Source organism: Streptomyces lienomycini, assembly GCF_027947595.1.
GTDB classification, from domain to species: domain Bacteria; phylum Actinomycetota; class Actinomycetes; order Streptomycetales; family Streptomycetaceae; genus Streptomyces; species Streptomyces lienomycini.
The window spans coordinates 5,059,590-5,081,180 of sequence record NZ_CP116257.1 but is presented as its reverse complement, the minus strand read 5'-3'; the positions used below and the strand labels follow the sequence as shown (position 1 = coordinate 5,081,180).

The 21,591-nt window shown below is 72.2% G+C and carries 21 protein-coding genes and 1 pseudogene; 7 read left to right on the top strand and 15 right to left on the bottom strand.

Features of this window, described 5'->3' with window-relative positions; genetic code table 11:
- Positions 1-19: 19 nt before the first annotated feature.
- Positions 20-1,534 (bottom strand): MFS transporter, encoded by a 1,515-nt coding sequence (locus tag BJ961_RS23060; RefSeq protein ID WP_271414712.1) that lies wholly within the window; start codon positions 1,532-1,534, stop codon positions 20-22.
- Between the two features lie 142 nt (positions 1,535-1,676).
- On the opposite strand from BJ961_RS23060, the gene BJ961_RS23055 reads away from it, so the two are divergent.
- On the top strand, positions 1,677-2,135 hold the full coding sequence (locus BJ961_RS23055) for an RpiB/LacA/LacB family sugar-phosphate isomerase (RefSeq protein ID WP_271414711.1): 459 nt from the start codon (positions 1,677-1,679) through the stop codon (positions 2,133-2,135).
- 27 nt (positions 2,136-2,162) lie between these two features.
- Here the strand turns inward: BJ961_RS23055 and rocD are convergent, their stop codons facing one another.
- From rocD to BJ961_RS23040, 3 genes are all read right to left on the bottom strand, one after another.
- Entirely contained in the window at positions 2,163-3,386 is a 1,224-nt protein-coding gene (gene rocD, locus BJ961_RS23050) for an ornithine--oxo-acid transaminase (RefSeq protein WP_271414710.1), read from the bottom strand.
- Entirely contained in the window at positions 3,383-4,231 is an 849-nt protein-coding gene (gene ddaH / locus BJ961_RS23045; protein WP_271414709.1) for a dimethylargininase, read from the bottom strand. Before ddaH ends, rocD begins: the two co-directional genes overlap by 4 nt.
- 125 nt (positions 4,232-4,356) lie before the next feature.
- Positions 4,357-4,860, bottom strand: a complete 504-nt coding sequence (locus tag BJ961_RS23040) for an Lrp/AsnC family transcriptional regulator (RefSeq protein WP_271414708.1) — start codon at positions 4,858-4,860, stop codon at positions 4,357-4,359.
- Positions 4,861-4,937: 77 nt separating this feature from the next.
- Between BJ961_RS23040 and BJ961_RS23035 the strand changes: the two genes are divergently transcribed.
- From BJ961_RS23035 to BJ961_RS23020, 4 genes and pseudogenes are all read left to right on the top strand, one after another.
- Complete coding sequence (locus tag BJ961_RS23035; RefSeq protein WP_271414707.1) at positions 4,938-5,699, top strand: LytR/AlgR family response regulator transcription factor; 762 nt, start codon at positions 4,938-4,940, stop codon at positions 5,697-5,699.
- A 3-nt stretch (positions 5,700-5,702) separates the two neighbouring features.
- Positions 5,703-6,062: a hypothetical protein gene (locus tag BJ961_RS23030; RefSeq protein WP_271414706.1), complete on the top strand. Its 360-nt coding sequence runs from the start codon at positions 5,703-5,705 to the stop codon at positions 6,060-6,062.
- A pseudogene (locus tag BJ961_RS23025) lies at positions 6,059-7,762 on the top strand (sodium/solute symporter); the annotation flags it as partial. The gene BJ961_RS23030 and the pseudogene BJ961_RS23025, both read left to right, overlap by 4 nt.
- A 551-nt stretch (positions 7,763-8,313) precedes the next feature.
- Positions 8,314-9,519 carry a sensor histidine kinase gene (locus tag BJ961_RS23020; RefSeq protein WP_271417140.1) on the top strand — a complete coding sequence of 402 codons (1,206 nt, stop codon included), beginning with the start codon at positions 8,314-8,316 and terminating at the stop codon, positions 9,517-9,519.
- 40 nt (positions 9,520-9,559) lie between these two features.
- Here the strand turns inward: BJ961_RS23020 and BJ961_RS23015 are convergent, their stop codons facing one another.
- The 5 genes from BJ961_RS23015 to BJ961_RS22995 all read right to left on the bottom strand — a co-directional run bounded on the left by BJ961_RS23015 (position 9,560) and on the right by BJ961_RS22995 (position 14,097).
- Entirely contained in the window at positions 9,560-9,730 is a 171-nt protein-coding gene (locus BJ961_RS23015) for a hypothetical protein (protein ID WP_271414705.1), read from the bottom strand.
- Positions 9,731-9,773: 43 nt separating this feature from the next.
- Positions 9,774-10,724 carry a cytochrome c oxidase assembly protein gene (locus tag BJ961_RS23010; protein WP_271414704.1) on the bottom strand — a complete coding sequence of 317 codons (951 nt, stop codon included), beginning with the start codon at positions 10,722-10,724 and terminating at the stop codon, positions 9,774-9,776.
- 190 nt (positions 10,725-10,914) lie between these two features.
- Complete coding sequence (locus BJ961_RS23005; RefSeq protein ID WP_271414703.1) at positions 10,915-11,940, bottom strand: 6-phosphofructokinase; 1,026 nt, start codon at positions 11,938-11,940, stop codon at positions 10,915-10,917.
- A 166-nt stretch (positions 11,941-12,106) separates the two neighbouring features.
- Entirely contained in the window at positions 12,107-12,835 is a 729-nt protein-coding gene (locus tag BJ961_RS23000; protein WP_271414702.1) for a type 1 glutamine amidotransferase, read from the bottom strand.
- A 23-nt stretch (positions 12,836-12,858) separates the two neighbouring features.
- Entirely contained in the window at positions 12,859-14,097 is a 1,239-nt protein-coding gene (locus tag BJ961_RS22995) for a Mur ligase family protein (RefSeq protein ID WP_271414701.1), read from the bottom strand.
- A gap of 178 nt (positions 14,098-14,275) precedes the next feature.
- Here BJ961_RS22995 and def point away from each other — a divergent pair, with 178 nt between their 5' ends.
- On the top strand, positions 14,276-14,815 hold the full coding sequence (def, locus tag BJ961_RS22990) for a peptide deformylase (protein ID WP_271414700.1): 540 nt from the start codon (positions 14,276-14,278) through the stop codon (positions 14,813-14,815).
- Positions 14,816-14,845: 30 nt separating this feature from the next.
- Here the strand turns inward: def and BJ961_RS22985 are convergent, their stop codons facing one another.
- Positions 14,846-15,502 (bottom strand): TetR family transcriptional regulator, encoded by a 657-nt coding sequence (locus tag BJ961_RS22985; protein ID WP_271414699.1) that lies wholly within the window; start codon positions 15,500-15,502, stop codon positions 14,846-14,848.
- Between the two features lie 170 nt (positions 15,503-15,672).
- On the opposite strand from BJ961_RS22985, the gene BJ961_RS22980 reads away from it, so the two are divergent.
- Complete coding sequence (locus BJ961_RS22980) at positions 15,673-16,899, top strand: acyl-CoA dehydrogenase family protein (protein WP_271414698.1); 1,227 nt, start codon at positions 15,673-15,675, stop codon at positions 16,897-16,899.
- Here the strand turns inward: BJ961_RS22980 and BJ961_RS22975 are convergent.
- The 5 genes from BJ961_RS22975 to BJ961_RS22955 form a co-directional block, all read right to left on the bottom strand.
- Positions 16,896-17,429, bottom strand: a complete 534-nt coding sequence (locus tag BJ961_RS22975; RefSeq protein WP_271414697.1) for a cupin domain-containing protein — start codon at positions 17,427-17,429, stop codon at positions 16,896-16,898. The two genes, BJ961_RS22980 and BJ961_RS22975, sit on opposite strands and share 4 nt — an antisense overlap.
- A complete protein-coding gene (locus BJ961_RS22970) occupies positions 17,426-18,640 on the bottom strand; it encodes a cytochrome P450 (RefSeq protein ID WP_271414696.1) in 1,215 nt (404 codons plus the stop codon). The genes BJ961_RS22975 and BJ961_RS22970 overlap by 4 nt, the downstream gene beginning before the upstream one ends.
- Complete coding sequence (locus BJ961_RS22965) at positions 18,637-19,827, bottom strand: type III polyketide synthase (protein WP_271414695.1); 1,191 nt, start codon at positions 19,825-19,827, stop codon at positions 18,637-18,639. The genes BJ961_RS22970 and BJ961_RS22965 overlap by 4 nt, the downstream gene beginning before the upstream one ends.
- A gap of 96 nt (positions 19,828-19,923) precedes the next feature.
- Positions 19,924-20,163, bottom strand: a complete 240-nt coding sequence (locus BJ961_RS22960; protein WP_271414694.1) for a DUF6213 family protein — start codon at positions 20,161-20,163, stop codon at positions 19,924-19,926.
- A gap of 25 nt (positions 20,164-20,188) precedes the next feature.
- Positions 20,189-21,574 (bottom strand): NADP-dependent succinic semialdehyde dehydrogenase, encoded by a 1,386-nt coding sequence (locus tag BJ961_RS22955; RefSeq protein WP_271414693.1) that lies wholly within the window; start codon positions 21,572-21,574, stop codon positions 20,189-20,191.
- Positions 21,575-21,591: the final 17 nt, after the last annotated feature.

Genomic DNA, 21,591 nt, shown 5'->3' with positions numbered 1-21,591 from the left:
CACCGCCCCTCACCCGCGCTCAGAACTTCGGCGTCGGCGCCTGGGACTCCACCATCTCCGCCGCCTCCTCCGGGGTCTGCACCGACGGCGGCGATCCCTCCAGCGGCTGCTTCGCAGTCTCCTTCATGCAGGCCACGGCCACGACACCGACCAGGGCCGCCGCCATCGAGTAGTAGGCCGGCATCATCTCGGAGCCGGTCACACTGATCAGGGCGGTGATCACCAGCGGGGTGGTGCCGCCGAACAGGGACGCCGACAGGTTGTAGCCCACCGACAGCGATCCGTACCGGACGTTGGTCGGGAACATCGCCGGCAGCGCCGCCGACATCGTGCCCAGCAGGCAGACCAGCGACAGGCCGAGCATCAGCATGCCGCCCGAGACGGCGATCAGACTGCCCTCCCGCACCAGCAGGAACGCCGGGGTGGACAGCACGAAGAAGCCGATCATGCCGGTCATCAGGACGGGCTTGCGGCCGAAGTGGTCGGAGAGCCGGCCGACCTGGTTGATGATCAGCATCAGCAGCACCATCGTCGCCACCAGGATCATCAGACCGTGGCTCTCGCTGTAGTCCAGCTCGTCCGACAGGTACGTCGGCATGTACGACAGCAGCATGTAGTCCGTGATGTTGTACGCGCCGACCAGCGCGATGCACAGCACCAGCGAACGCCAGTGGGTGCGGAAGATCTTCAGGAGGTCGCCCCGTGCGGTGGTCTCCACCGCGTTCGCCGCGTCCGAGATGTGGACGTTGGAGTCCTCCAGCTTCAGGAACGCGGGCGTGTCGTCGAGCTTCAGCCGCAGGTAGATACCCACGATGCCGAGCGGCGCCGCGACGAGGAACGGGATCCGCCAGCCCCACGCGTCCATGGTGTCGCTGCCGAGCCCCGCCGTGAGGGCGGTGACCAGGCTGGCGGCGCCCGTGTACCCGGCCAGCGTGCCCAGCTCCAGGAAGCTGCCGAAGAAACCGCGGCGCTTGTCGGGCGCGTACTCGGCGATGAAGGTGGACGCGCCGCCGTACTCGCCGCCGGTGGAGAAGCCCTGGAGCAGGCGGAACAGGATCAGCAGCAGCGGGGACCAGAAGCCGATCGAGTCGTAGCTGGGAATGAACCCGATGGCGGCCGTGCCGATCGCCATGAGGATCATCGTCAGCGCCAGCACCTTCTTGCGGCCGATCTTGTCACCCATCGGGCCGAAGACCATGCCGCCGATCGGGCGCACCAGGAACGCCACGGCGAAGGTGGCGAACGAGGACAGCAGCTGCGCGGTGTCACTCCCGGACGGGAAGAACACCCGTCCGATGGTGCCCGCGAGATAGGCGTAGATGCCGAAGTCGAACCACTCCATGGCATTGCCGAGAGAGGCCGCCTTCACGGCGCGCTTCACCGCGGCCTCGTCCGTGACGGTGATGTCGGACCGGCGCAGCCGGGGGTTTCGCCGACGCTTGATCGCCCGGAACAGGGCGGGGTGGCGGCGCACCGCGGCGGTGTCGGTCTCCGGTCCGTTCTCGGTGGGGGACGTGGCGGCCTCCCTTTCCACGCGCAGACACTCCGGGCGGAGTCCTGCTCGGTCGTACGTCTCTCAGCTCGTACCCGTTCCCCCGATCATGCTGGGTATGGTCGTGACGTCAGTCATGTGGTTGAGCCGATGAGGTGAGCGGCCCGGTGCGTACGCTTCCCCCATGCGTATCTCCGTCTCCAGCGACATGGACGAACCCGTGGCCCGGCTCCTCGTCGAGGACCTGCGCGCCCGCGGCCACGAGGTGTCCGCGCACGGCGCGCTGAGCCCGGACGCGGACCCGCGGTGGGCCGTCTGCTCCGAGCGGGCGGCGCGCGAGGTCGCCGAGGGGCGGGCCGACCAGGCCGTGGTGTGCTGCTGGACCGGCACCGGCGCGTCGATCGCCGCCAACAAGGTGCCGGGTGTCCGGGCGGCCCTGTGCACCGACGCGTACACCGCTGACGGGGCCCGCCGCTGGAACGACGCCAACGTGCTCGCCCTCGGCCTGCGGCTGACGTCCGGGCCGCTGCTGCGGGAGATCCTCGACGCCTGGTTCGCGGCCGGGCCGAGCCAGGACGCCGAGGACCGGGACAACGTCACGCACGTGGAGCGGCTCGACGAAGGACCCCGAGCCGCTCGGTGAACCCCGCCGGGCGGGGCAGCCGGCGGGTCAGGAGGTCAGGACCTTCTCCAGGGTCCCGAGGGCGCCCTCCAGCTCCGGTCCGGTGACGGTCAGCGGCGGGGCGAGGCGGATCGTCGAGCCGTGGGTGTCCTTGACCAGGACGCCCTCGCGCATCAGCCGCTCGCTGATCTCCCGCCCGCTGCCCAGCGCCGGGTCCACGTCGACGCCCGCCCACAGCCCCCGCGCCCGGAAGCCGACGACGCCCTTGCCGACCAGGGCGGTCAGGCCCTCGCGCAGCACCGTGCCCAGCTCGGCCGCCCGGCGCTGGAACTCGCCGGTCTCCAGCAGCTCCACCACCGCCGTGCCCACCGCGGCGGCCAGCGGGTTGCCGCCGAACGTCGAACCGTGCTCGCCCGGGTGCAGCACACCCAGCACCTCACGCCGGCCGACCACCGCCGACACCGGGACGATGCCGCCGCCCAGGGCCTTGCCGAGCAGCACCACGTCGGGCACCACCGACTCGTGCTCGACGGCCAGGGTGTGCCCCGTGCGGCCCAGACCCGACTGGATCTCGTCCGCGACGAACAGGCAGCCCTTGCGCCGGGTCAGCTCCCGCACACCCGCCAGATAGCCGTCGTCGGGGATGTTGACCCCCGCCTCGCCCTGGATCGGCTCGATCAGCACGGCCGCCGTCGTCTCGTCGACCGCCGCCTCCATCGCCGCCAGGTCGTTGTACGGCACGATCCGGAAGCCGGGCGTGAACGGGCCGAAGCCAAAGCGGGCCGTCTCGTCGGTGGAGAAGCTCACGATGGTCGTCGTACGGCCGTGGAAGTTGTCCGCCGCGACCACGATCGTCGCCCGGTCGGCCGGGACGCCCTTCACGTCGTAGGCCCACTTGCGGGCCACCTTGATGCCGCTCTCCACCGCCTCCGCGCCGGTGTTCATCGGCAGCACCATGTCCGTGCCGGTGAGCGCGGCCAGCCGCTCGGCGAAGCCGGCGAGGCGGTCGTTGTGGAAGGCGCGGGAGGTGAGGGTCAGCCGGTCCAGCTGGCGGTGCGCGGCCTCGACCAGCGCCGGATGGCGGTGACCGAAGTTGAGCGCCGAGTAGCCGGCCAGCATGTCCAGGTAGCGGCGGCCCTCGACGTCCTCGACCCAGGCGCCCTCCGCGCGGGCCACCACGACGGGCAGCGGGTGGTAGTTGTGCGCGAGGACGGGCTCCTCCGCCCGGATCAGTTCCTCGGAGCCGCGGGTGGGGCGGGCGGGTGCGGTCATGAGCGGGTCTCCCGGATCTCCTGGGTGCAGCACTTGATGCCGCCACCGGCCTTGTGGAACTCGGACAGGTCGACGGGCACGGGCAGGTAGCCGAGACCGGCGAGCCGGTCGGCCAGGTCCCGGGCTTCGGGCGCGATGAACACGTGCCGTCCGTCGGACACGGAGTTGAGCCCGAACGCCATCGCGTCCTCGCGGGTGGCGATCACCGCGTCCGGGTAGAGCCGCTCCAGCACCTCGCGGCTGCCGGGCGAGAAGGCGCCGGGGTAGTAGGCGATGTTCCCGCCACTCCCGCCGCCGGTGTCCGCACCGTCGTTGAGGACGAACAGCGCCGTGTCCAGGTGGTAGAAGTACGGGTCGACCAGGGTCAGCGAGATCACCGGAACCCCGAAGAACTCCTGCACCTCGCGGTGCGCCTCGCGGGTGGTGCGGAACCCCGTGCCGGCCAGGATCCAGGGCCCCGCCGGGACCAGGTCGCCCTCGCCCTCGCAGACCGACTCGGGATGCTGGACCTCGAAGCCCTCCGTCTTGAACCACGCCTCGAAGGGAACGGACTCGGGACGCCGCTCGGGCGCGTGGAAGAGGGAGCCGAAGACCCGGCCCCCGACCACCACCGCGCAGTTCGCGGCGAAGACCATGTCCGGCAGGTCGGGGACCGGCCCGACGGTGTCCACGGTGTGGCCGTGGGCACGGTAGGTGTCGACCAGCGCCTGCCACTGGTCGAGGGCGCGGACGACGTCGACGGGTCGGTCGGTGCTCATCCACGGGTTGATCGCGTACTGCACGGCGAAGTGTCTGGGTTCGCAGACCACGAATCGCCGCCGGCGCGGCACACGGGACTCGGTCACAGAGGGGTACCTCCGCTTTTCACGGTGCGTGACGGGGTGTCGACACCACGGTAGGAAGTGACGCCCACGCCGGACAAGCGACGAAAGCTGCGTGTTCCCGCAGGATCGCTGCGTTGTCCGCCCGGTCAGCGCTCGTCTGCTGCGCCGTCCGGGGCGAGCAGGGCCGCTCCCGCCTCCGGACTCTCCGGGATCAGGTGGGACAGCACCATCACACTGATCGTCTTCCGGATGAACGGCTCCGCACGGATCCGCTCCAGCACCTCCTCGAAGTGCTCCACGTCCCGCGCCCGCACGTGCAGCAGCGCGTCCGCGCCGCCGGTCACCGTCATCGCCGCCGTGATCTCCGGATAGCCCCGCACGACCTCCGCGAGCCGCCGCGGCGGCGCCGCCCCCTCGCAGTACACCTCCACGTACGCCTCCGTGCGCCACCCCAGCGCCGAGGGCCGCACCGTCGCCGTGAACCCGGTGATCACATCCGTCTCGCGCAGCCGGTCCACCCGGCGCTTGACCGCCGTGGAGGAGAGTCCGATCTCCGCCCCGATCTCCGCGAAGGACGTCCGGGCGTTCTCCATCAGGGCGGTGACGATCTTCCGGTCGAGTTCGTCGAACGAAGCGGGCCTGCTGCTCATGCGGGCACTGTATCCAGCGCACAGGTCCACGTCGCAGGCGTGTGCAGGCGCACGGATCGCCCCTACACTCCACCTTCATGCTGCGCGCCCTGGCTGTCGACGACGAACGCCCCACGCTCGAGGAACTCGTGTACCTGCTGAACGCCGACCCCCGCATCGGCACCGCCGAGGGCGCCGGCGACGCGACCGGGGCGCTGCGCCGCATCAACCGGGCCCTGGAGTCCGGCCCCGACGGTCCCGACGCCATCGACGTCGTCTTCCTCGACATCCAGATGCCCGGCCTCGACGGACTGGACCTCGCCCGGCTGCTGACCGGGTTCGCCCGGCCGCCGCTGATCGTCTTCGTCACCGCGCACGAGGACTTCGCCGTCCAGGCCTTCGACCTCGACGCCGTCGACTACATCCTCAAACCGGTCCGCCGGGAACGGCTCGGCGAAGCGGTGCGCCGGGCCGCCGAGCAGCGCGGCACCACCGCCGTCCCCGCGCCGCGCATCCCCGTGCACGAGCCCGACCCCGACCACATCCCCGTGGAGCTGGGCGGCGTCACCCGCTTCGTCCCCGTCGACGACATCACCCACGTCGAGGCCCAGGGCGACTACGCCCGCCTGCACACCGACCGGGGCAGCCACCTCGTCCGCATCCCCCTGTCCACCCTGGAGGAGCGCTGGCGTGCCCGCGGCTTCGTCCGCATCCACCGCCGCCACCTCGTCGCCCTGCGCCACATAGGCGAACTCCGCCTGGACGCGGGGACCGTCAGCGTCCTGGTCGGCACCGAGGAACTCCAGGTCAGCAGGCGCCACGCCCGTGAACTGCGGGACCTGCTCATGCGAAGGCCGTGACCCGTGCCCCAGGACCCCACCGAACGCCGCGTCACCGTCACCGGCCCGCCCAGGCGCACCCGGCGGGCGTCCGGCTACTACCGCCCGCGCACCGAGATCGACGAGCAGACCACCCTCGGCCACACCTACGTCCGCTCCCTGATGCGCAGCCAGCTGCGGGCCGGCCTCGCCGCCCTCGCGGTCCTCGGCCTCCTCGTCGCTCCGCTGCCGCTGCTGTTCGCCGCGATGCCGGGCGCCCGCCGCCTGGAGTGGGCCGTCCTCGGCTTCGGCCTGTACGTCCCGCTGGTCCTGCTCGCCCGCTGGTACGTCCGCCGCGCCGAGCGCAACGAACGCGACTTCGTACGCCTCGTCGAGGACCGATGAACTCCGGCTACGCCATACTCGCCGTCGCCCTCGTGGTCGTCGCCACCGTCCTCGTCGGCGCCTTCGGCCTGCGCGTCTCCCGCACCACCTCCGACTTCTACGTCGCCTCCCGCACCGTCGGCCCCCGCCTCAACGCCGCCGCCATCAGCGGTGAGTACCTGTCCGCCGCGTCCTTCCTCGGCATCGCCGGCCTCGTCCTCGTCCAGGGCCCCGACATGCTGTGGTACCCGGTCGGCTACACCGCCGGCTACCTGGTCCTGCTCCTCTTCGTCGCCGCGCCGCTGCGCCGTTCGGGTGCCTACACGCTGCCGGACTTCGCCGAGGCCCGGCTCGCCTCCCAGGGGGTGCGGCGGCTCGCCGGGGCCTTCGTCGTCGGCGTCGGCTGGCTCTACCTGCTGCCCCAGCTCCAGGGCGCCGGACTCACCCTGACCGTGCTCAGCGGGGCGCCCGACTCGCTGGGCGGGGTGATCGTCGCCGTCGTCGTCACCGCCATCGTCGCGGCCGGCGGCATGCGCAGCATCACCTTCGTCCAGGCCTTCCAGTACTGGCTCAAACTCACCGCCCTGCTCGTCCCCGCGCTCTTCCTGGTGCTGGCCTGGCAGGGCGACGGCGCCCCCGGCCGCCCCTTCGACGAACCCGCCACCTTCCGCGAGCAGCGCTCCGTCCGCGTCGACGACGGCCTCACCCTCAAACTCGAGGAACCGCTGACCGTCACCGTCGAGGGCACCGTGGACGGCCGCGCCCACGACGGCGCCCGGACCACCCTGCCCGCCGGCACCCACCGCATCGAGGCCGGCACCCGCCTCACCTTCGCCCGGGGCGCCTCGGTCCCGGCCGCCGGACGCGGCGCCGACGACGCCCTCTCGCCGTCCCGGGCCGAGAGCCGCACGGAACGCCCGCTGTACGCCACGTACGGCCTCATCCTCGCCACCTTCCTCGGCACCATGGGACTGCCGCACGTCGTGGTCCGCTTCTACACCAGCCCGACCGGCGTCGCCGCCCGCCGCACCACCGTGGCCGTGCTCGGCCTGATCGGCGCCTTCTACCTGCTGCCGCCCGTCTACGGCGCCCTCGGCCGCCTCTACGCCCCCGAGCTGACCCTCACCGGCGACGCCGACGCCGCGGTCCTGCTGCTGCCCGACCGGGTCATCGGAGGAGTGGGCGGCGACCTGCTCGGCGCGCTGGTCGCGGGCGGCGCCTTCGCGGCGTTCCTGTCCACCGCGTCGGGGCTGACCATGGCCGTCGCGGGCGTCCTCACCCAGGACGTGCTGCCGTCCCGCGCGGTACGGCACTTCCGGCTCGGCACCCTGCTCGCCATGGCCGTGCCGCTGGCGGCGAGCGCGCTGGTCGGCGGGCTGCCGGTCGCCGACGCCGTCGGCCTCGCCTTTGCCGTGTCCGCGTCCTCCTTCTGCCCGCTGCTCGTCCTCGGCATCTGGTGGCGGCGGCTGACCCCGCCCGGCGCGGCCGCCGGGATGCTGGTGGGCGGCGGCTCGGCCCTGCTGGCGGTGGCGGCCACCATGGGCGGCTTCCCGGGCGGCGGAGGGGCCCTGCACGCGCTGCTGGCCTGGCCCGCCCTGTGGTCGGTGCCGCTGGGCTTCCTGACCATGATGCTGGTCTCCCTGTCCACCCCGGGCCGGGTACCGGCCGGGACGGCGGCGATCCTGGCCCGCTTCCACCTGCCGGAGGAGCTGGGCACGGAGGAACGGCGCGGAGAAGGGCCGCAGCCGGGCGGCGCCGAGGCGGCCGGGGCGGCGGACGCGCCGTCGGACGCGGAGCGGGGGAGCCGAAAGACGACGGGCCCGGGGCCGAGGGCGGGAGAGCCCCGGACCGGCCCGTGGGCGGGAGTGCGAACGGGGACGTGGACCAGGACGCGGACGAGGACCGGGACGGGGACGGGGACGGCGACGGGGACCGGGACGGGGACGGCGACGGGGACCGGGACGGGGACGGCGACGGGGACGGGGACGGGGACGGGGACGGCGACGGGGACCGGGACGGGGACGGCGACGGGGACCGGGACGGCGACGGCGACGGGGACGGGGACGGGGGCCGGGACGGGGGCCGGGACGGGGACGGGGACCGGGACGGGGACGGCGACCGGGACGCGGACGGGGACCGGGGGATCCCGCGGTGGTGAGCGGGCGGGCACCCCGCGGCCCCCGGGCGCTCCCCGCTCCCCGGTCGCCCCGGAGCCGCCGGACGGCGGACCGCCGCGGGATCCGCGCGAGGGGGCGACGCGGTGAGCGGCTCCCTGGGCGGTTTCCTGGCGGGCCTGGCCGTCGCCCTGCTCCCGCTGCTGGCCGCCGGCTTCTGGCTCGGGCGGCGCACGGCCCGCCCCCAGCACCTCGGCGGCCTGGGCACCCCCGTCGAGCACGCCACCTTCCAGGCCCTGCACACCGCCTCCCTGGCCACGCCCCCGCTGCGGGCGGGCCTGACCGAGGAGACCGCCGGCAAGTCGGCCCGCAAGCTGCGCTCCCTGCTCGGCACGGACGCGTTGTGCCTGACCGACCTCAAGGAGGTCCTGGTCTGGGACGGCGTGGGCGCCCACCACCGCACCGAGATCATGGAACGCCTCGCGGGACCGCTGGAGACCGGCCGCGGCGAGGCCTTCCGGCTCACCTGCGACACCCCCGACTGCACGGTGCGCTGGGCCGTCGTCGCCCCCCTCACCGTCGACGACCGGGTGCACGGCGCCCTCGTCGCCTGCGCGCCCCGCGAGTCCGCCGTGCTGGTCCGGGCGGCGGGGGAGGTGGCCCGCTGGGTCTCCGTCCAGCTGGAGCTGGCCGACCTCGACCAGTCCCGCACCCGGCTCATCGAGGCCGAGATCAAGGCGCTGCGCGCCCAGATCTCCCCGCACTTCATCTTCAACTCGCTCGCGGTGATCGCGTCCTTCGTCCGTACCGACCCCGAACGCGCCCGCGAGCTGCTCCTGGAGTTCGCCGACTTCACCCGCTACTCGTTCCGCAGGCACGGCGACTTCACCACCCTCGCCGACGAGCTGCACGCCATCGACCACTACCTGGCGCTCGTGCGGGCCCGCTTCGGCGACCGCCTCGCCGTCACCCTCCAGGTCGCCCCCGAGGTACTGCCGGTCGCCCTGCCCTTCCTGTGCCTGCAGCCGCTGGTCGAGAACGCCGTCAAACACGGACTGGAGGGCAAGGCCGACCGGTGCCGCATCCAGATCACCGCCCAGGACGCGGGCGCCGAGGCCCTGGTCGTCATCGAGGACGACGGCGCGGGCATGGACCCGGGCCTGCTGCGCCGCATCCTCGCGCGCGAGGTCAGCCCGTCGGGCGGCATCGGGCTGTCCAACGTCGACGACCGCCTCCGCCAGGTCTACGGAGACGACCACGGCCTCGTCATCGAGACGGCCGCCGGCGCGGGCATGAAGATCACGGTCCGGCTGCCGAAGTACCAGCCGGGCGTGCACTCGGCGGGCCGGCTCGGGCGCGAGTGAGCCGTGGCACCGGTGAGTCCCCGGGCACCCCGCGCGGGGCTCAGGCGCTGCGCGTGGCCACCAGTCCCACGGTGATCAGGCCCAGCACGACCCAGCCGAACCACAGCCAGCCGTTGCTTCCGAGCGCCACCGTGTAGGCCGTCACCGCGACCAGGCCGCCGATGGTGAGCGCCCCCATCGTCTTCGTCGAACCGTCCGTGGAACCGGGCATCGCAACACCCTCCTCGTGTCCGTTGCCCTCCATGGTGCCCCGTTCAGCCGCCGCGTGTGTTCAGTGAGGCCAGATAGGCGTTGTACGCCGCGAGTTCCTTGTCGCCGTCCCGGTCGGCGGCGCGGTCGCTGCGCCGGGCCTGCCGCTCCTCCGAGGCGTACCACTGGAAGAGCAGGGCGAGCAGGACCAGCACGGACGGGACCTCGCTGAACGCCCAGGCGATGCCGCCGGCCGCGTTCTGGTCGGAGAGCGCGTCGATGCCGAGCGAGGCGGGCGGGTTCTTGAACGTCTCGACCATCGGGGAGGAGGCCATCATCAGCGCGATGCCGAAGAAGGCGTGGAAGGGCATGCCCGCGAACAGCTCCAGCATCCGCATCAGGTACCCCGGCCGGTGCGGGCCCGGGTCCACGCCCATGATCGGCCAGAAGAACACCACGCCCACGGCGAGGAAGTGCACCATCATCGCGATGTGCCCGGCCTGCGAGCCCATGAGGGTGTCGAAGAGGGGGGTGAAGTACAGGGCGTACAGACTCGCGATGAACAGCGGGATGGTGAACGCCGGATGCGTGATGATCCGCATGTAGCGGCTGTGCAGCAGCATCAGCAGCAGCTCGCGGGGCCCCTTGCGGCCGCGGCCCGCCGGGGGCAGCGCGCGCAGGGCCAGCGTGATCGGGGCGCCGAGCAGCAGCAGGATCGGCGACACCATGCTGATCACCATGTGCTGCACCATGTGCACGCTGAACATGACCATGCCGTAGTCGTTCAGCTTGGTGCACATCATCAGCGCGATGCTCAGCACACCGGCCACGAAGGCCACGGTCCGGCCGACCGGCCACTTGTCGCCGCGCCGCACCAGACGGACGACGCCCCAGCCGTACAGCGCCAGCCCCAGGAGGCAGGCGATCAGGAAGAACGGGTCCGCCGACCAGGCGAGCCCCCGCCCCAGCGTGAACGGCGGCAGATCCATCGTCATGCCGTGCCCGCTGTGATCCATCCGCCCGCTCCTGTTTCGTGGGGGTTGAGCGCGGTTGAACGCCGCTTGTCCGAAGCCAGCGTAGAACCGCCCCCGGCGACTTCTGTCACCGGGGGCGGCCGAAAGGGGCGCGGGGCTGTGTCAGTCTGCGGCTCCGCCGCACGGGCGCGAGCGACCACGGATCACCCGCGGACGGAGTACTGCCGCAACCTCACAGAACACACTCCGCCTCCGCGTACCGCGCGTCCGGCACGGTCTTCAACGACTCCACCGCGTCGGCCAGCGACACCATCTCGATGTCCGTCCCCCGCAGCGCCGTCATCATGCCGAACTCCCCGCGGTGCACCGCCTCCACCGCGTGCCACCCGAACCGCGTCGCCAGCACCCGGTCGTACGCCGTCGGCGTGCCGCCGCGCTGGACGTGCCCGAGTATCACCGGCCGGGCCTCCTTGCCGAGCCGCTCCTCCAGCTCGATCGAGAGCTGGCGGGCGATCCCGGCGAAGCGCTCGTGGCCGTAGACGTCCTTGCCGCCCTCGTCGAAGTCCATGGTCCCGGTCTTCGGCTTGGCACCCTCCGCGGCAACCACGATGGCGAACCGCTTGCCGGCCGAGAAGCGCTCGCCGACCTTCGCGGTCAGCTCGTCGATGTCGAAGGGCCGCTCCGGTACGACGACGGCGTGCGCGCCGGCCGCCATGCCCGAGTGCAGTGCGATCCAGCCGGTGTGCCGGCCCATGACCTCGACGATCAGTACCCGCTGGTGGGACTCGGCGGTCGTCTTCAGCCGGTCCAGGGCCTCGGTGGCGACGGTCACCGCGGTGTCGAAGCCGAAGGTGACGTCGGTGACCGCTATGTCGTTGTCGATGGTCTTCGGCACGCCCACGATCGGCAGACCGTTGTCGGACAGCAGCCGGGCCGCCTTCAGGGTGCCCTCGCCGCCGATCGGGATGATCGCGTCGAGGCCCAGCTCCTGGACGTGCCCGCGCGCCCGCTCCACGCCGTCCCGCAGGTGCTCGGGACGGACCCGGGAGGAGCCGAGGATGGTGCCGCCGCGGGCCAGGATGCCGCCGACCGCGTCCAGGTCGAGCTTGAGGTAGTCGCACTCCAGGAGGCCCTTCCAGCCGTCCCGGAAACCGATGACCTCGTCGCCGTGGTCGACGACGGCACGGTGCACGACGGACCGGATGACGGCGTTCAGGCCGGGGCAGTCGCCGCCGGACGTGAGGACACCAATGCGCATAGCCCGAAATACCTTCTCAACGTGGCACGGGTCCGGACCGCGCTGTCCGGCTCGATCCCCGCCACCCTAGCGGCATCGGGGGGCGGGACCGAACCGTGCGTCCGTCTGGTGGACGTGCCCGCTCACCTGTGCGGACGAGTCATCAGACGGGCCACCGGGACAACCGTCACGCGGGCTGCTGCGCCGCCGCGATGCGCTCGTTGCGGAGCGCCTCGTACCAGCGGTCGTCGGTCGGCGGCAGCGCGTTCACGTCGAGGGCCAGCTTGAGCAGCAGGTCCGCGATCTGCGGGTTGCGCGCCAGCACGGGACCGTGCATGTACGTGCCGAAGACCGTGTCGTTGTACGCGCCCTCGGTGCCGTCGCCCGTGCCGTTGCCGTTGCCGAAGCGGACCTGGGCGAGCGGGCGCGCGCCCGGACCGATGTGGGTGACGCCCTGGTGGTTCTCGAAACCGGTCAGCGGCGGCAGGCCGAGACGCGGGTCGATGTCCCCGAGGACGTCGCCGACACAGCGCTCGCCCTCCCCGCGGGTCGAGACCACGTCGAGCAGGCCCAGGCCCGGCTCGCGCTGACCCAGGTCGTTGATGAACTCCTGGCCCAGGATCTGGTAGCCGGCGCAGACGGAGAAGACGATCGCGCCGTTCTCCACCGCCCGGTACAGACCCCCGTCGCGGCGCAGCCGCTCGGCGGCGAGCCGCTGCGGCCGGTCCTCGCCGCCGCCGATCAGGTAGATGTCGCCGGAGGTCGGGATCGGCTGGTCGCTGCGCACGTCGAGCCGGGCGACGTCGAGGCCGCGCTGACGGGCCCGGCGCTCCACGACCAGGGCGTTGCCCTGGTCGCCGTAGGTGCTGAGGAGGTCCGGGTAGATCCAGACGATCCGGAGTTGGTTGTCGCTCACGAAAGTCCCCTGAAGTCTCGCGGTCAGTTGCCGACGCGGCGGCGCAGGTCCTGGAAGGCGGTGTAGTTCGCGATGACCTCGATGCGTCCCGGCGGGCACAGCTGCACCGCCTGGTCGAGGTCCTCGCACACCTGGAACTGCTGGTTCGCGACCTCCAGGCGCACCGCGAGGTCCAGCTTCCGGTCGCCGACCACGCAGATCGGGTGGCCGCTCAGCCGGGTGTAGTCCACGTCCCACAACCAGGAGGTGTCGGTGCCGTCGGCGCCGCGCGCGTTCACCGACAGGATCACCGGAGCGGGCGGCGGGTCGATCAGGGAGAAGGTCTCCAGCCAGCCCGCCGGGTTCTTGGCGAGCAGCAGCCGCAGGTCGCGGCCCTGGAACTGCACGACGTCGTAACGGCCGGCGACCGCCTGCACCTGGTACATCCGCTCCAGGGCGACCTGCGGCGGCACTCCGAAGACGGCGGCGACGGCGGCCGAGGAGGCGGCGTTGGCCTTGTTGGCGCGGCCCGGCAGCTGGAGGTGGATCGGCCAGGCGGAGCCGTGCGGGTCGAGGACGTGGTCGCCGGACAGGGCCCAACTGGGCGTCGGGCGGCGGAAGCCGCACTCGCCGCAGAACCAGTCGTCCCCGGGGCGCTGCATCACGCCGCCGCAGGACGGGCAGGACCAGGCGTCGTCCTTCCACATCTGCCCGGCGGCGACCCAGATCACGTTGGGGGAGGAGGAGGCGGCCCACACCACCAGCGGGTCGTCGGCGTTGGCGATGACCACGGCCTTGGAGCCGGCCAGGCCCTCGCGCCAGTTCTCGGCGAGCATGCGGGTCTCGGCGGCGCGGTCGAGCTGGTCGCGGGAGAGGTTGAGCAGCGCGATGCACTTCGGGTCGGTGGCCTGGGCGACGCCGACGAGGTACTTCTCGTCGACCTCGATGACCCCGTACCGGGCCTCCGCGCCGCCCGCGAGTGCCGAGGTGATGCCGGCCGGCATGTTGGCGCCGAGCGCGTTGGAGACGACCGGTCCGGCCGCCTTCAGCGCCTCGGCGATGAGCCGGGTGGTGGTGGTCTTGCCGTTGGTCGCCGAGACCAGGGTCACGTCGAGGTGCCCGGCGAGCCGGCCGAGGAGGTCGGGGTCGAGTTTCAGCGCGACCCGGCCGCCGATCACCGAACCGCTGCCGCGCCCCGCGGCGCGGGACGCCGCCGCGACCGCCTTGCCCGCGGTCACGGCGATCTTGGCCCGCGGCGTGAGCGGGTCCGAGTTGCCTGCCATCAGTTCTCGATCCTCCTTGCCGTACGCGCCGCGCCTGAAGCCTGTGAAGCCTGACGGCCACGTGGTGTGGGCCTCAGCCTATCGAGATCCATTCGCACTCCCGAATCGCGGCACCGGCCACCAGGTCCGGCGGTGGGCGCGAGCCGCCGGGGGACACAGGGACCTTACTCTGGCCGTCATGCGACACGGCTCCATCCCGGGCGCCCACGGGCGCGTCCGCACCCTCGGCCTCCTCGGCGACCCCGTCCTGCACGCCCCCTGCGCGGAGGTGACCGACTTCGGCCCGGAACTCGCGGCCCTCGTGGAGGACTTGTTCGCGACCATGTACGCCGCCCACGGCGTCGGCCTGGCCGCCAACCAGATCGGCGAGGCGCTGCGCGTCTTCGTGTACGACTGCCCGGACGACGAGGACGAGCGGCACCTGGGACACGTGGTGAACCCGCGGCTCGTCGAGACCGGCGGGGTGGTGGTGCGCGGCCCGGAGGGCTGTCTGTCGCTGCCGGGCCTCGAGGCGGGGACCGAGCGTCACGACGAGGCGGTCGTGACGGGCTTCACGCTGACCGGGGAGCCGGTGACCGTACGCGGGACGGGGTTCTTCGCCCGGTGCCTCCAGCACGAGTGCGACCACCTGGAGGGGCGGATCTACGCCGATCACCTGACCGGCAGGCGCCACCGCAAGCTGATGCGTCAGGTGGCGCGGGCGTCCTGGCACCGCTGAGCGGGCCCCGGGGTTTCAGAACCTCTGGTTTCAGAAGCCCGGGCCGCCCGCCTTGTCGTCGGCCCCGGCGAGGCGGCCCCACAGCAGGTCGGCCAGGCTGCGGACCAACTCCTCCCGCGGGCAGGGGCGTTCACCCAGCCACCAGTCCCCGGCGGCGTGCATCATGCCGACGATCCCGTGCCCCCACACCCGGGCCAGCTGCTGGGTGCCCGGTCCGACGTCGAGGCGCTCCTCGATGACCTGGGCCAGCTCCTCGCCCATGCGGCGCAGCAGCGGCGCCGAGTGCCTGCCGACGTCGAAGCCCTGCTCGGCCTGGTCGCCCGGAGTGGCGCTGCCCTCCGCCGGGTGCATCAGGAAGCGGTACACCTGAGGGCGGGCCTCGATGGCCGCCAGGTAGGTGTCCAGGGTGGCCTCGACGCGCTGCCGCCGCTCCGCCGGGGCGTCCAGGGCGGCCCGCAGCGAGGCGAGCAGGGCGTCCGTGTGCCGGACGGCGAGGGCGGCGTAGAGTCCGCCCTTGTCGCCGAAGTGGCGGTAGAGGATCGGTTTGGTGATGCCGGCCTCGGCGGCGATGGCGTTCATCGAGGCGTGCGGACCGTCGCGCAGCACCACCCGGTCGGCGGCCTCGAGCAGCTCGCGCCGTCTGCGGTCGGCGGACGTCTGCTGACCGGTCCGCTGCGTGGTGTTCATGTGCTCTCCCCACCCGTGCTGTTTCGGTGACGCCTGCGCAAACTAACACTCACAGGGCACGTGACATCGAACGGGAGGGCGAGGGGGCCCCGGGAGTTGACTTTTCCTACCCACCGGTAACAGACTCGGGGTTACCGCAAGTAACATGCATGGGCGTCACTGGAGGGGACATGGCCGAGTTCACCATGGAGCTGAGCGACGAACAGAAGGAGGTCCGGGACTGGCTGCACGGCTTCGCGGCCGACGTCATCCGCCCCGCGGCCGCCGAATGGGACGAGCGCGAGGAGACCCCCTGGCCCGTCATCCAGGAGGCCGCCAAGGTCGGCATCTACTCCCTGGACTTCTACGCCCAGCAGTACTTCGACCCCACCGGCCTCGGCATCCCCATGGCGATGGAGGAGCTGTTCTGGGGCGACGCGGGCATCGCCCTGTCGATCGTCGGTACCGGCCTCGCCGCCGTCGGCGTCCTCGCCAACGGCACCGAGGAGCAGATCGGCACCTGGATCCCCCAGATGTACGGCGACGCCAACGACGTCAAGGTCGCCGCCTTCTGCTCCTCCGAGCCCGACGCCGGCTCCGACGTGGCCTCCCTGCGCACGCGTGCCGTGTACGACGAGGCCAAGGACGAGTGGGTCCTCAACGGCACCAAGACCTGGGCGACCAACGGCGGCATCGCCAATGTCCACGTCGTCGTCGCGGTCGTCGACCCGGACCTGGGCTCCAAGGGCCACGCCTCCTTCATCGTCCCGCCGAGCACCCCGGGGCTGTCCCAGGGCCAGAAGTTCAAGAAGCACGGCATCCGCGCCTCGCACACCGCCGAGGTCGTCCTCGACGACGTGCGCGTGCCCGGCTCCTGCCTGCTCGGCGGCAAGGAGAAGCTGGACGCCCGCCTCGCCCGCGCCCGGGAGAAGGCCAAGAAGGGCGGCGAGCGTGTGAAGAACGCGGCGATGGCCACCTTCGAGGCGTCCCGCCCGGCGGTCGGCGCGATGGCGGTGGGCACGGCCCGGGCCGCGTACGAGGTGGCGCTGGAGTACGCGCAGACCCGGGAGCAGTTCGGGCGGCCGATCATCGACAACCAGGGCGTCGCCTTCCAGCTCGCCGACATGCGCACGTCCATCGACGCGGCCCGGCTGCTGGTGTGGCGGGCGTCCTGGATGGCGATCAACGGCAAGCCGTTCACGGCGGCCGAGGGCTCGATGTCCAAGCTGTTCGCGAGCGAGACCGCGAAGAAGGTGACCGCCCAGGCGATCCAGATCCTGGGCGGCAACGGCTACACGCGGGAGTACCCGGTGGAGCGGATGCACCGGGACTCCGCGATCTACACGATCTTCGAGGGCACGAGTGAGATCCAGCGGCTGGTGATCGCGCGGACGCTCGCCGGGATGCCGATCCGCTAACCGTGTCGCAGCGGCGTGAGCTGCTCGATGTCGTACTTCGCCCGCAGGGCCTCGATGGCCTCGTGGTCCGGCGGTCCGCCGTCGCCGAGGATCTCCAGGAGTTCCTCGAAGTAGCGCTCGTGGTCCGGGGGCGGACTGGCCTGGAAGAACATCTTGGCCGGCTCGCCCGTCGGGTTGGCGAAGGCGTGCGGGCAGCCGGGGGGCACGACGACGACCGTGCCCGGGGTGGCGCGTACCGCCCGGCTGCCCGAGGGCGACTGCCACGTCCGCCAGTTGTCGGGGGTGCGGATCCTCGGCTCGAAGGCGAGCACGTCCAGCTCGCCCTCCAGCACGTAGAACAGCTCCTCGCTGCGGGCGTGCACATGGGCGCCGACGTCGAAGCCCGGCGGCACGATCACCTCGAAGGTGGACGCCATGCGCGAGTGCGAACCGGTCACCTTGAAGGTCACGTGCTGGGCCGGCGCCTGCACCACCCGGCCGTGGCCCGGCGGCACCAGCAGGCCCTCCGCCGCCGCCACGAGGCCGCTCACCAGGTCACCGGCAGGGCCTCTGGCCCGCGGATCAGCGCGCCCTTCCTGAAGGGCACGTCCTCCGGCCGCACCGCGAGCTTCAGCCCCGGCACCCGGTCCAGGACCGCGTCGACGAGCAGCTCCGACTCCAGCCGGGCCAGCATGGAGCCGGGGCAGTAGTGCGGGCCGAAGCCGAAGGACACGTGCGGGTTGGGGGAGCGGCCGAAGTCGATCGTGTCCGGGTCGGGGAAGACCTCGGGGTCGCGGTTGGCCGCCAGGTACGACACGTAGACCGCGTCGCCCGCGCGGATCCGCACTCCCTTGACGTCCACGTCCTCCAGGGCGATCCGGGACAGCCCCACGGCGTTGCGATGGGGAATCCAGCGCAGCAGTTCGTCGATGGCCCGGGGGCGGATCTCCGGCTCGGAGCGCAGCCGTTCGGCGAGTTCCGGTCGGCTCAGCAGCAGGTGGAACATCTGCCCGCTGTTGTTGGTGACCGCCTCGCCGCCGATCTGCAGCAGGACCGCCAGTCCGACCGCCTCCTCCAGCGTGATCCCGCCCTGCCCCACGGCGGCGCCCAGCAGCGAGGTGACGTCCTCGCCGGTGCTGTCCGACCGGAGCCCGACGAGATCCGCGAAGTAGGCGTTCATCTCGTTCTTGGCCCGCTCGCTGACCTCGGCGCCGTGCGAGGAGGACAGGATCAGCTGCGTCCAGGTGTGCATGGCGTGCCGGTCGGCGGCCGGCACACCCATCAGCTCGCAGATCACCGCGATGGGGAACGGGCTCAGCACGGCCTCGGTGAGGTCGGCGGGCGGACCGGCCCTCAGCATGGCGTCGACCAGTTCGTCGAGCATCCCGCGGGACCGCTCGCGCACCCGCTCCACGCCGCGCGCGGTGAAGGCCGCGGCCACCGAGCGGCGCAGCCGGGTGTGGTCGGGCGGGTCCAGGAAGCCGACCGCGCCGCGGGCCGGGATGAAGTGCGGGGCGAGCCGGGTGACCTGCCGGTCCATGACGGCCTCGCGGCCGAACCGGGGGTCGTTGGTGACCAGGCGGACGTCGTCGTGGCGGGTCACCAGCCAGGCCCAGCCCTCGCCGTTGGGCAGTGAGATCCGGGTGACGGGGCCCTCGCGCATCAACTCGGTCAGCACCGGGTCGAAGTCGCTGCCGGGCAGGTCGACGGCCGGCCAGTCCCGGATGGGCGGCGCGGTCTCGGGGACGGTCTCCTCGCTCACCTCTGCCTCACACTCTGTCGCAGGGCCCGCGTCATGTCCCGGCGTACGTCCTGCCGCGTGTCCGCGGTCTGCCAGCGGCCCAGGGACATCTCCGCGGTGATGCCGGGGCCGAAACCGGCCAGCAGCCCGCGCGCGCCCTCCTCGGCGCCGCCCGCGTCGAAGAGGCGGCGCAGCGCGTCCAGGACGACGGCGCTGGCGATGTTGCCGTACTCGGTGAGCGTGGCCCGGCTGAACCGGAAGGCGTGCGGGTCGACCCGCAGGAAGGTGCTGAGGTCGTCCAGGATCCGGGGGCCGCCCGCGTGCACGATGTAGAAGTCCAGGTCGGAGGCGTCCCAACCGTGTTCCCCCGCCAGCTGCTTGAGCGCCGGGGCCAGCGGTTCCATGGTGGCGGGGACCCGCTTGTCCAGCAGGAAGTGGAAACCGGTCGCCTTCACGTCGTACATGATCCAGTCCTCGGTCTTGGGGATCAGGTACGAGCCGTTGCGCTCCAGGCCGATGCCGGTGCCGCCCTGTCCGCGGACCACCGCGGCGGCGATGCCGTCGCCGAACAGGCCGTTGCAGAGCAGGGACCCCACACCGAGGTCGGTGGGCTGGTAGCACAGCGAGCAGAACTCGCAGGCCACGATCAGCGCGTTGGCCTCGGGATACGCGGTGCAGAAGTCGTGGGCGCGGTTGATCGCCGCGCCGCCGGCCGCGCAGCCCAGCTGGGCGATGGGTATCTGCCGCGTGGTGCTGTCGAAGCCCATCGCGTTGATCAGCCAGGCCGTCAGGGAGGGCATCATGAAACCCGTGCACGACACGTAGATGATCACGTCGATGTCGGTGGGGAGCAGCTCCGCGTCGTCCAGGGCCCGCTGGATCACGGCCGGGACACGGGACTTCGCCTCCCGCTCGTAGACCTTGTTGCGGTCCTCGAAACCGGGGTGCTTCAGCGTCTCCTCGATGGGCTGCACGATGTGCCGGGTGCGGACCCCGGTGTTCTCTATCAGCCGGAGCGCGAGCGGCAGTTGAGGATGGTCGGTGTGGCGTCTGCGCGCCAGCTCCAGCGTCTCCTCCATCGTGATCACGTGCTCCGGGACGGACACCGAGGGTCTGCACAAAGTCGCCATGAACCGTGCCTGCTTTCGCCTCGCGGAAGGCTGACGCCCCCCGACCGGAAAGTGGTGCACCTTTACGGGGGTGCCCATCCACGATCACCCACCGAAGCGGTGATCTCTCGCCGGGTTACTCCGTCTCGGGGAACGCGCCGGCCCGGGGCGAGGCGTCGGCCCGCGGCCGGGGCGTCAGGAGGAGGAGGGGCCGCTGCTGTGGGCGATGCAGGCCACGTCGATCCGGTCGGCCAGCTTGGCCAGCTCGATGGTGAGGGCCGCGACGGTGTCCTCGTCCAGGCTCTCCTCGCCGGTCTCCACCAGCCGCAGCCACCGCCCGCCCACCGTGCGCAGCAGCTTGCTCACGTCGGACGCGGCGACCTGGAGCGTGCCGCGGTCGTCGACGATCAGAGGCAGGGTCACTTCGCGGTTCACAGGGGGGATCGTAGTCGCGGAAGGCTCACGCTCCGTGCCATACGGTGGTGATGTTGCAGAACTCCCGGATTCCGTGCCCGGACAGCTCACGGCCGTAGCCCGACCGCTTGACCCCGCCGAACGGGAACGCCGGATGGGACGCCGTCATCCCGTTGACGTACACGCCGCCCGCCTCCAGGTCCCGTACGAAGCGGTCCACGTCGGCGTCGTCGCGCGTCCACACGTTGGAACTGAGCCCGAAGTCCGTGTCGTTGGCGATCAGCACCGCCTCGTCCAGGTCGGCCGCCCGGTACAGGGTGGCGACCGGGCCGAAGGCCTCCTCGCGGTGGATGCGCATCTCCCGGGTGATCCCCGCCAGGACGGTCGGCGGGTAGTACCAGCCGGGCCCGTCGGGGCGTTCGCCGCCGCACAGCACCGTCGCGCCGCCGCGCACGGCGTCGTCGACCAGCTCCACCACGTCGTTCAGGCCCTGCTCACTGGAGAGCGGGCCGACGTCGGTCGCCTCCTCCATGGGGTCGCCGACCGTCAGCGCCCTCATGCCCTCGGCGAAGCGCTCGGCGAAGGCGTCGTACACGTCCGTGTGCACGATGAACCGCTTGGCGGCGATGCACGACTGCCCGGCGTTCTGCGTACGCGCGGTCACCGCCACCTCGGCGGCGCGGTCCACGTCGGCGGACGGCATGACGACGAACGGGTCGCTGCCGCCCAGCTCGAGCACCGTCTTCTTGATCATCTCCCCGGCGGTGGAGGCCACCGCGCGGCCCGCGGGCTCGCTGCCGGTGAGGGTGGCGGCCCGCACCCGCTCGTCGCGCAGGACGTCGTCGACCTGGGCGGAACCGATGAGCAGGGTCTGGAAGCAGCCCTCCGGGAAGCCCGCCCGGTGGAACAGGTCCTCCAGATACAGGGCGGTCTGCGGCACGTTCGAGGCGTGCTTCAGCAGCCCGACGTTGCCCGCCATCAGCGCGGGCGCGGCGAAGCGGATCACCTGCCAGAGCGGGAAGTTCCACGGCATCACCGCGAGCACCGGGCCGAGCGGCCGGTAGCGGACCAGGGCCCGGGAGGCGCCGGAGTCCTTCACGTCGGCGTCCGCGGGCTCCTCGTCGGCCAGCAGCTCCGCCGCGTGGTCGGCGTACCAGCGCATCGCCTTGGCGCACTTGGCCGCCTCCGCGCGGGCCTGCTTGACCGGCTTGCCCATCTCCGTGGTGATGACCCGGCCGATCTCCTTCTGGTCGGCCTCCAGAAGATCCGCGGCCCGGCGCATCAGCCCGGCCCGCTCGTAGAAGCCGGTGGTCCGGTAGGTGCGGAAGGTGGCCTCCGCCAGTTCGAGCCGGCGCTCGATCTCCTCCTCGCCCATGGGCTCGTACGTCCTCAGCGTCTCGCCGTTCGCCGGGTTCACCGTCGCGATGGGCATGGCCGACCTCCTGGGTG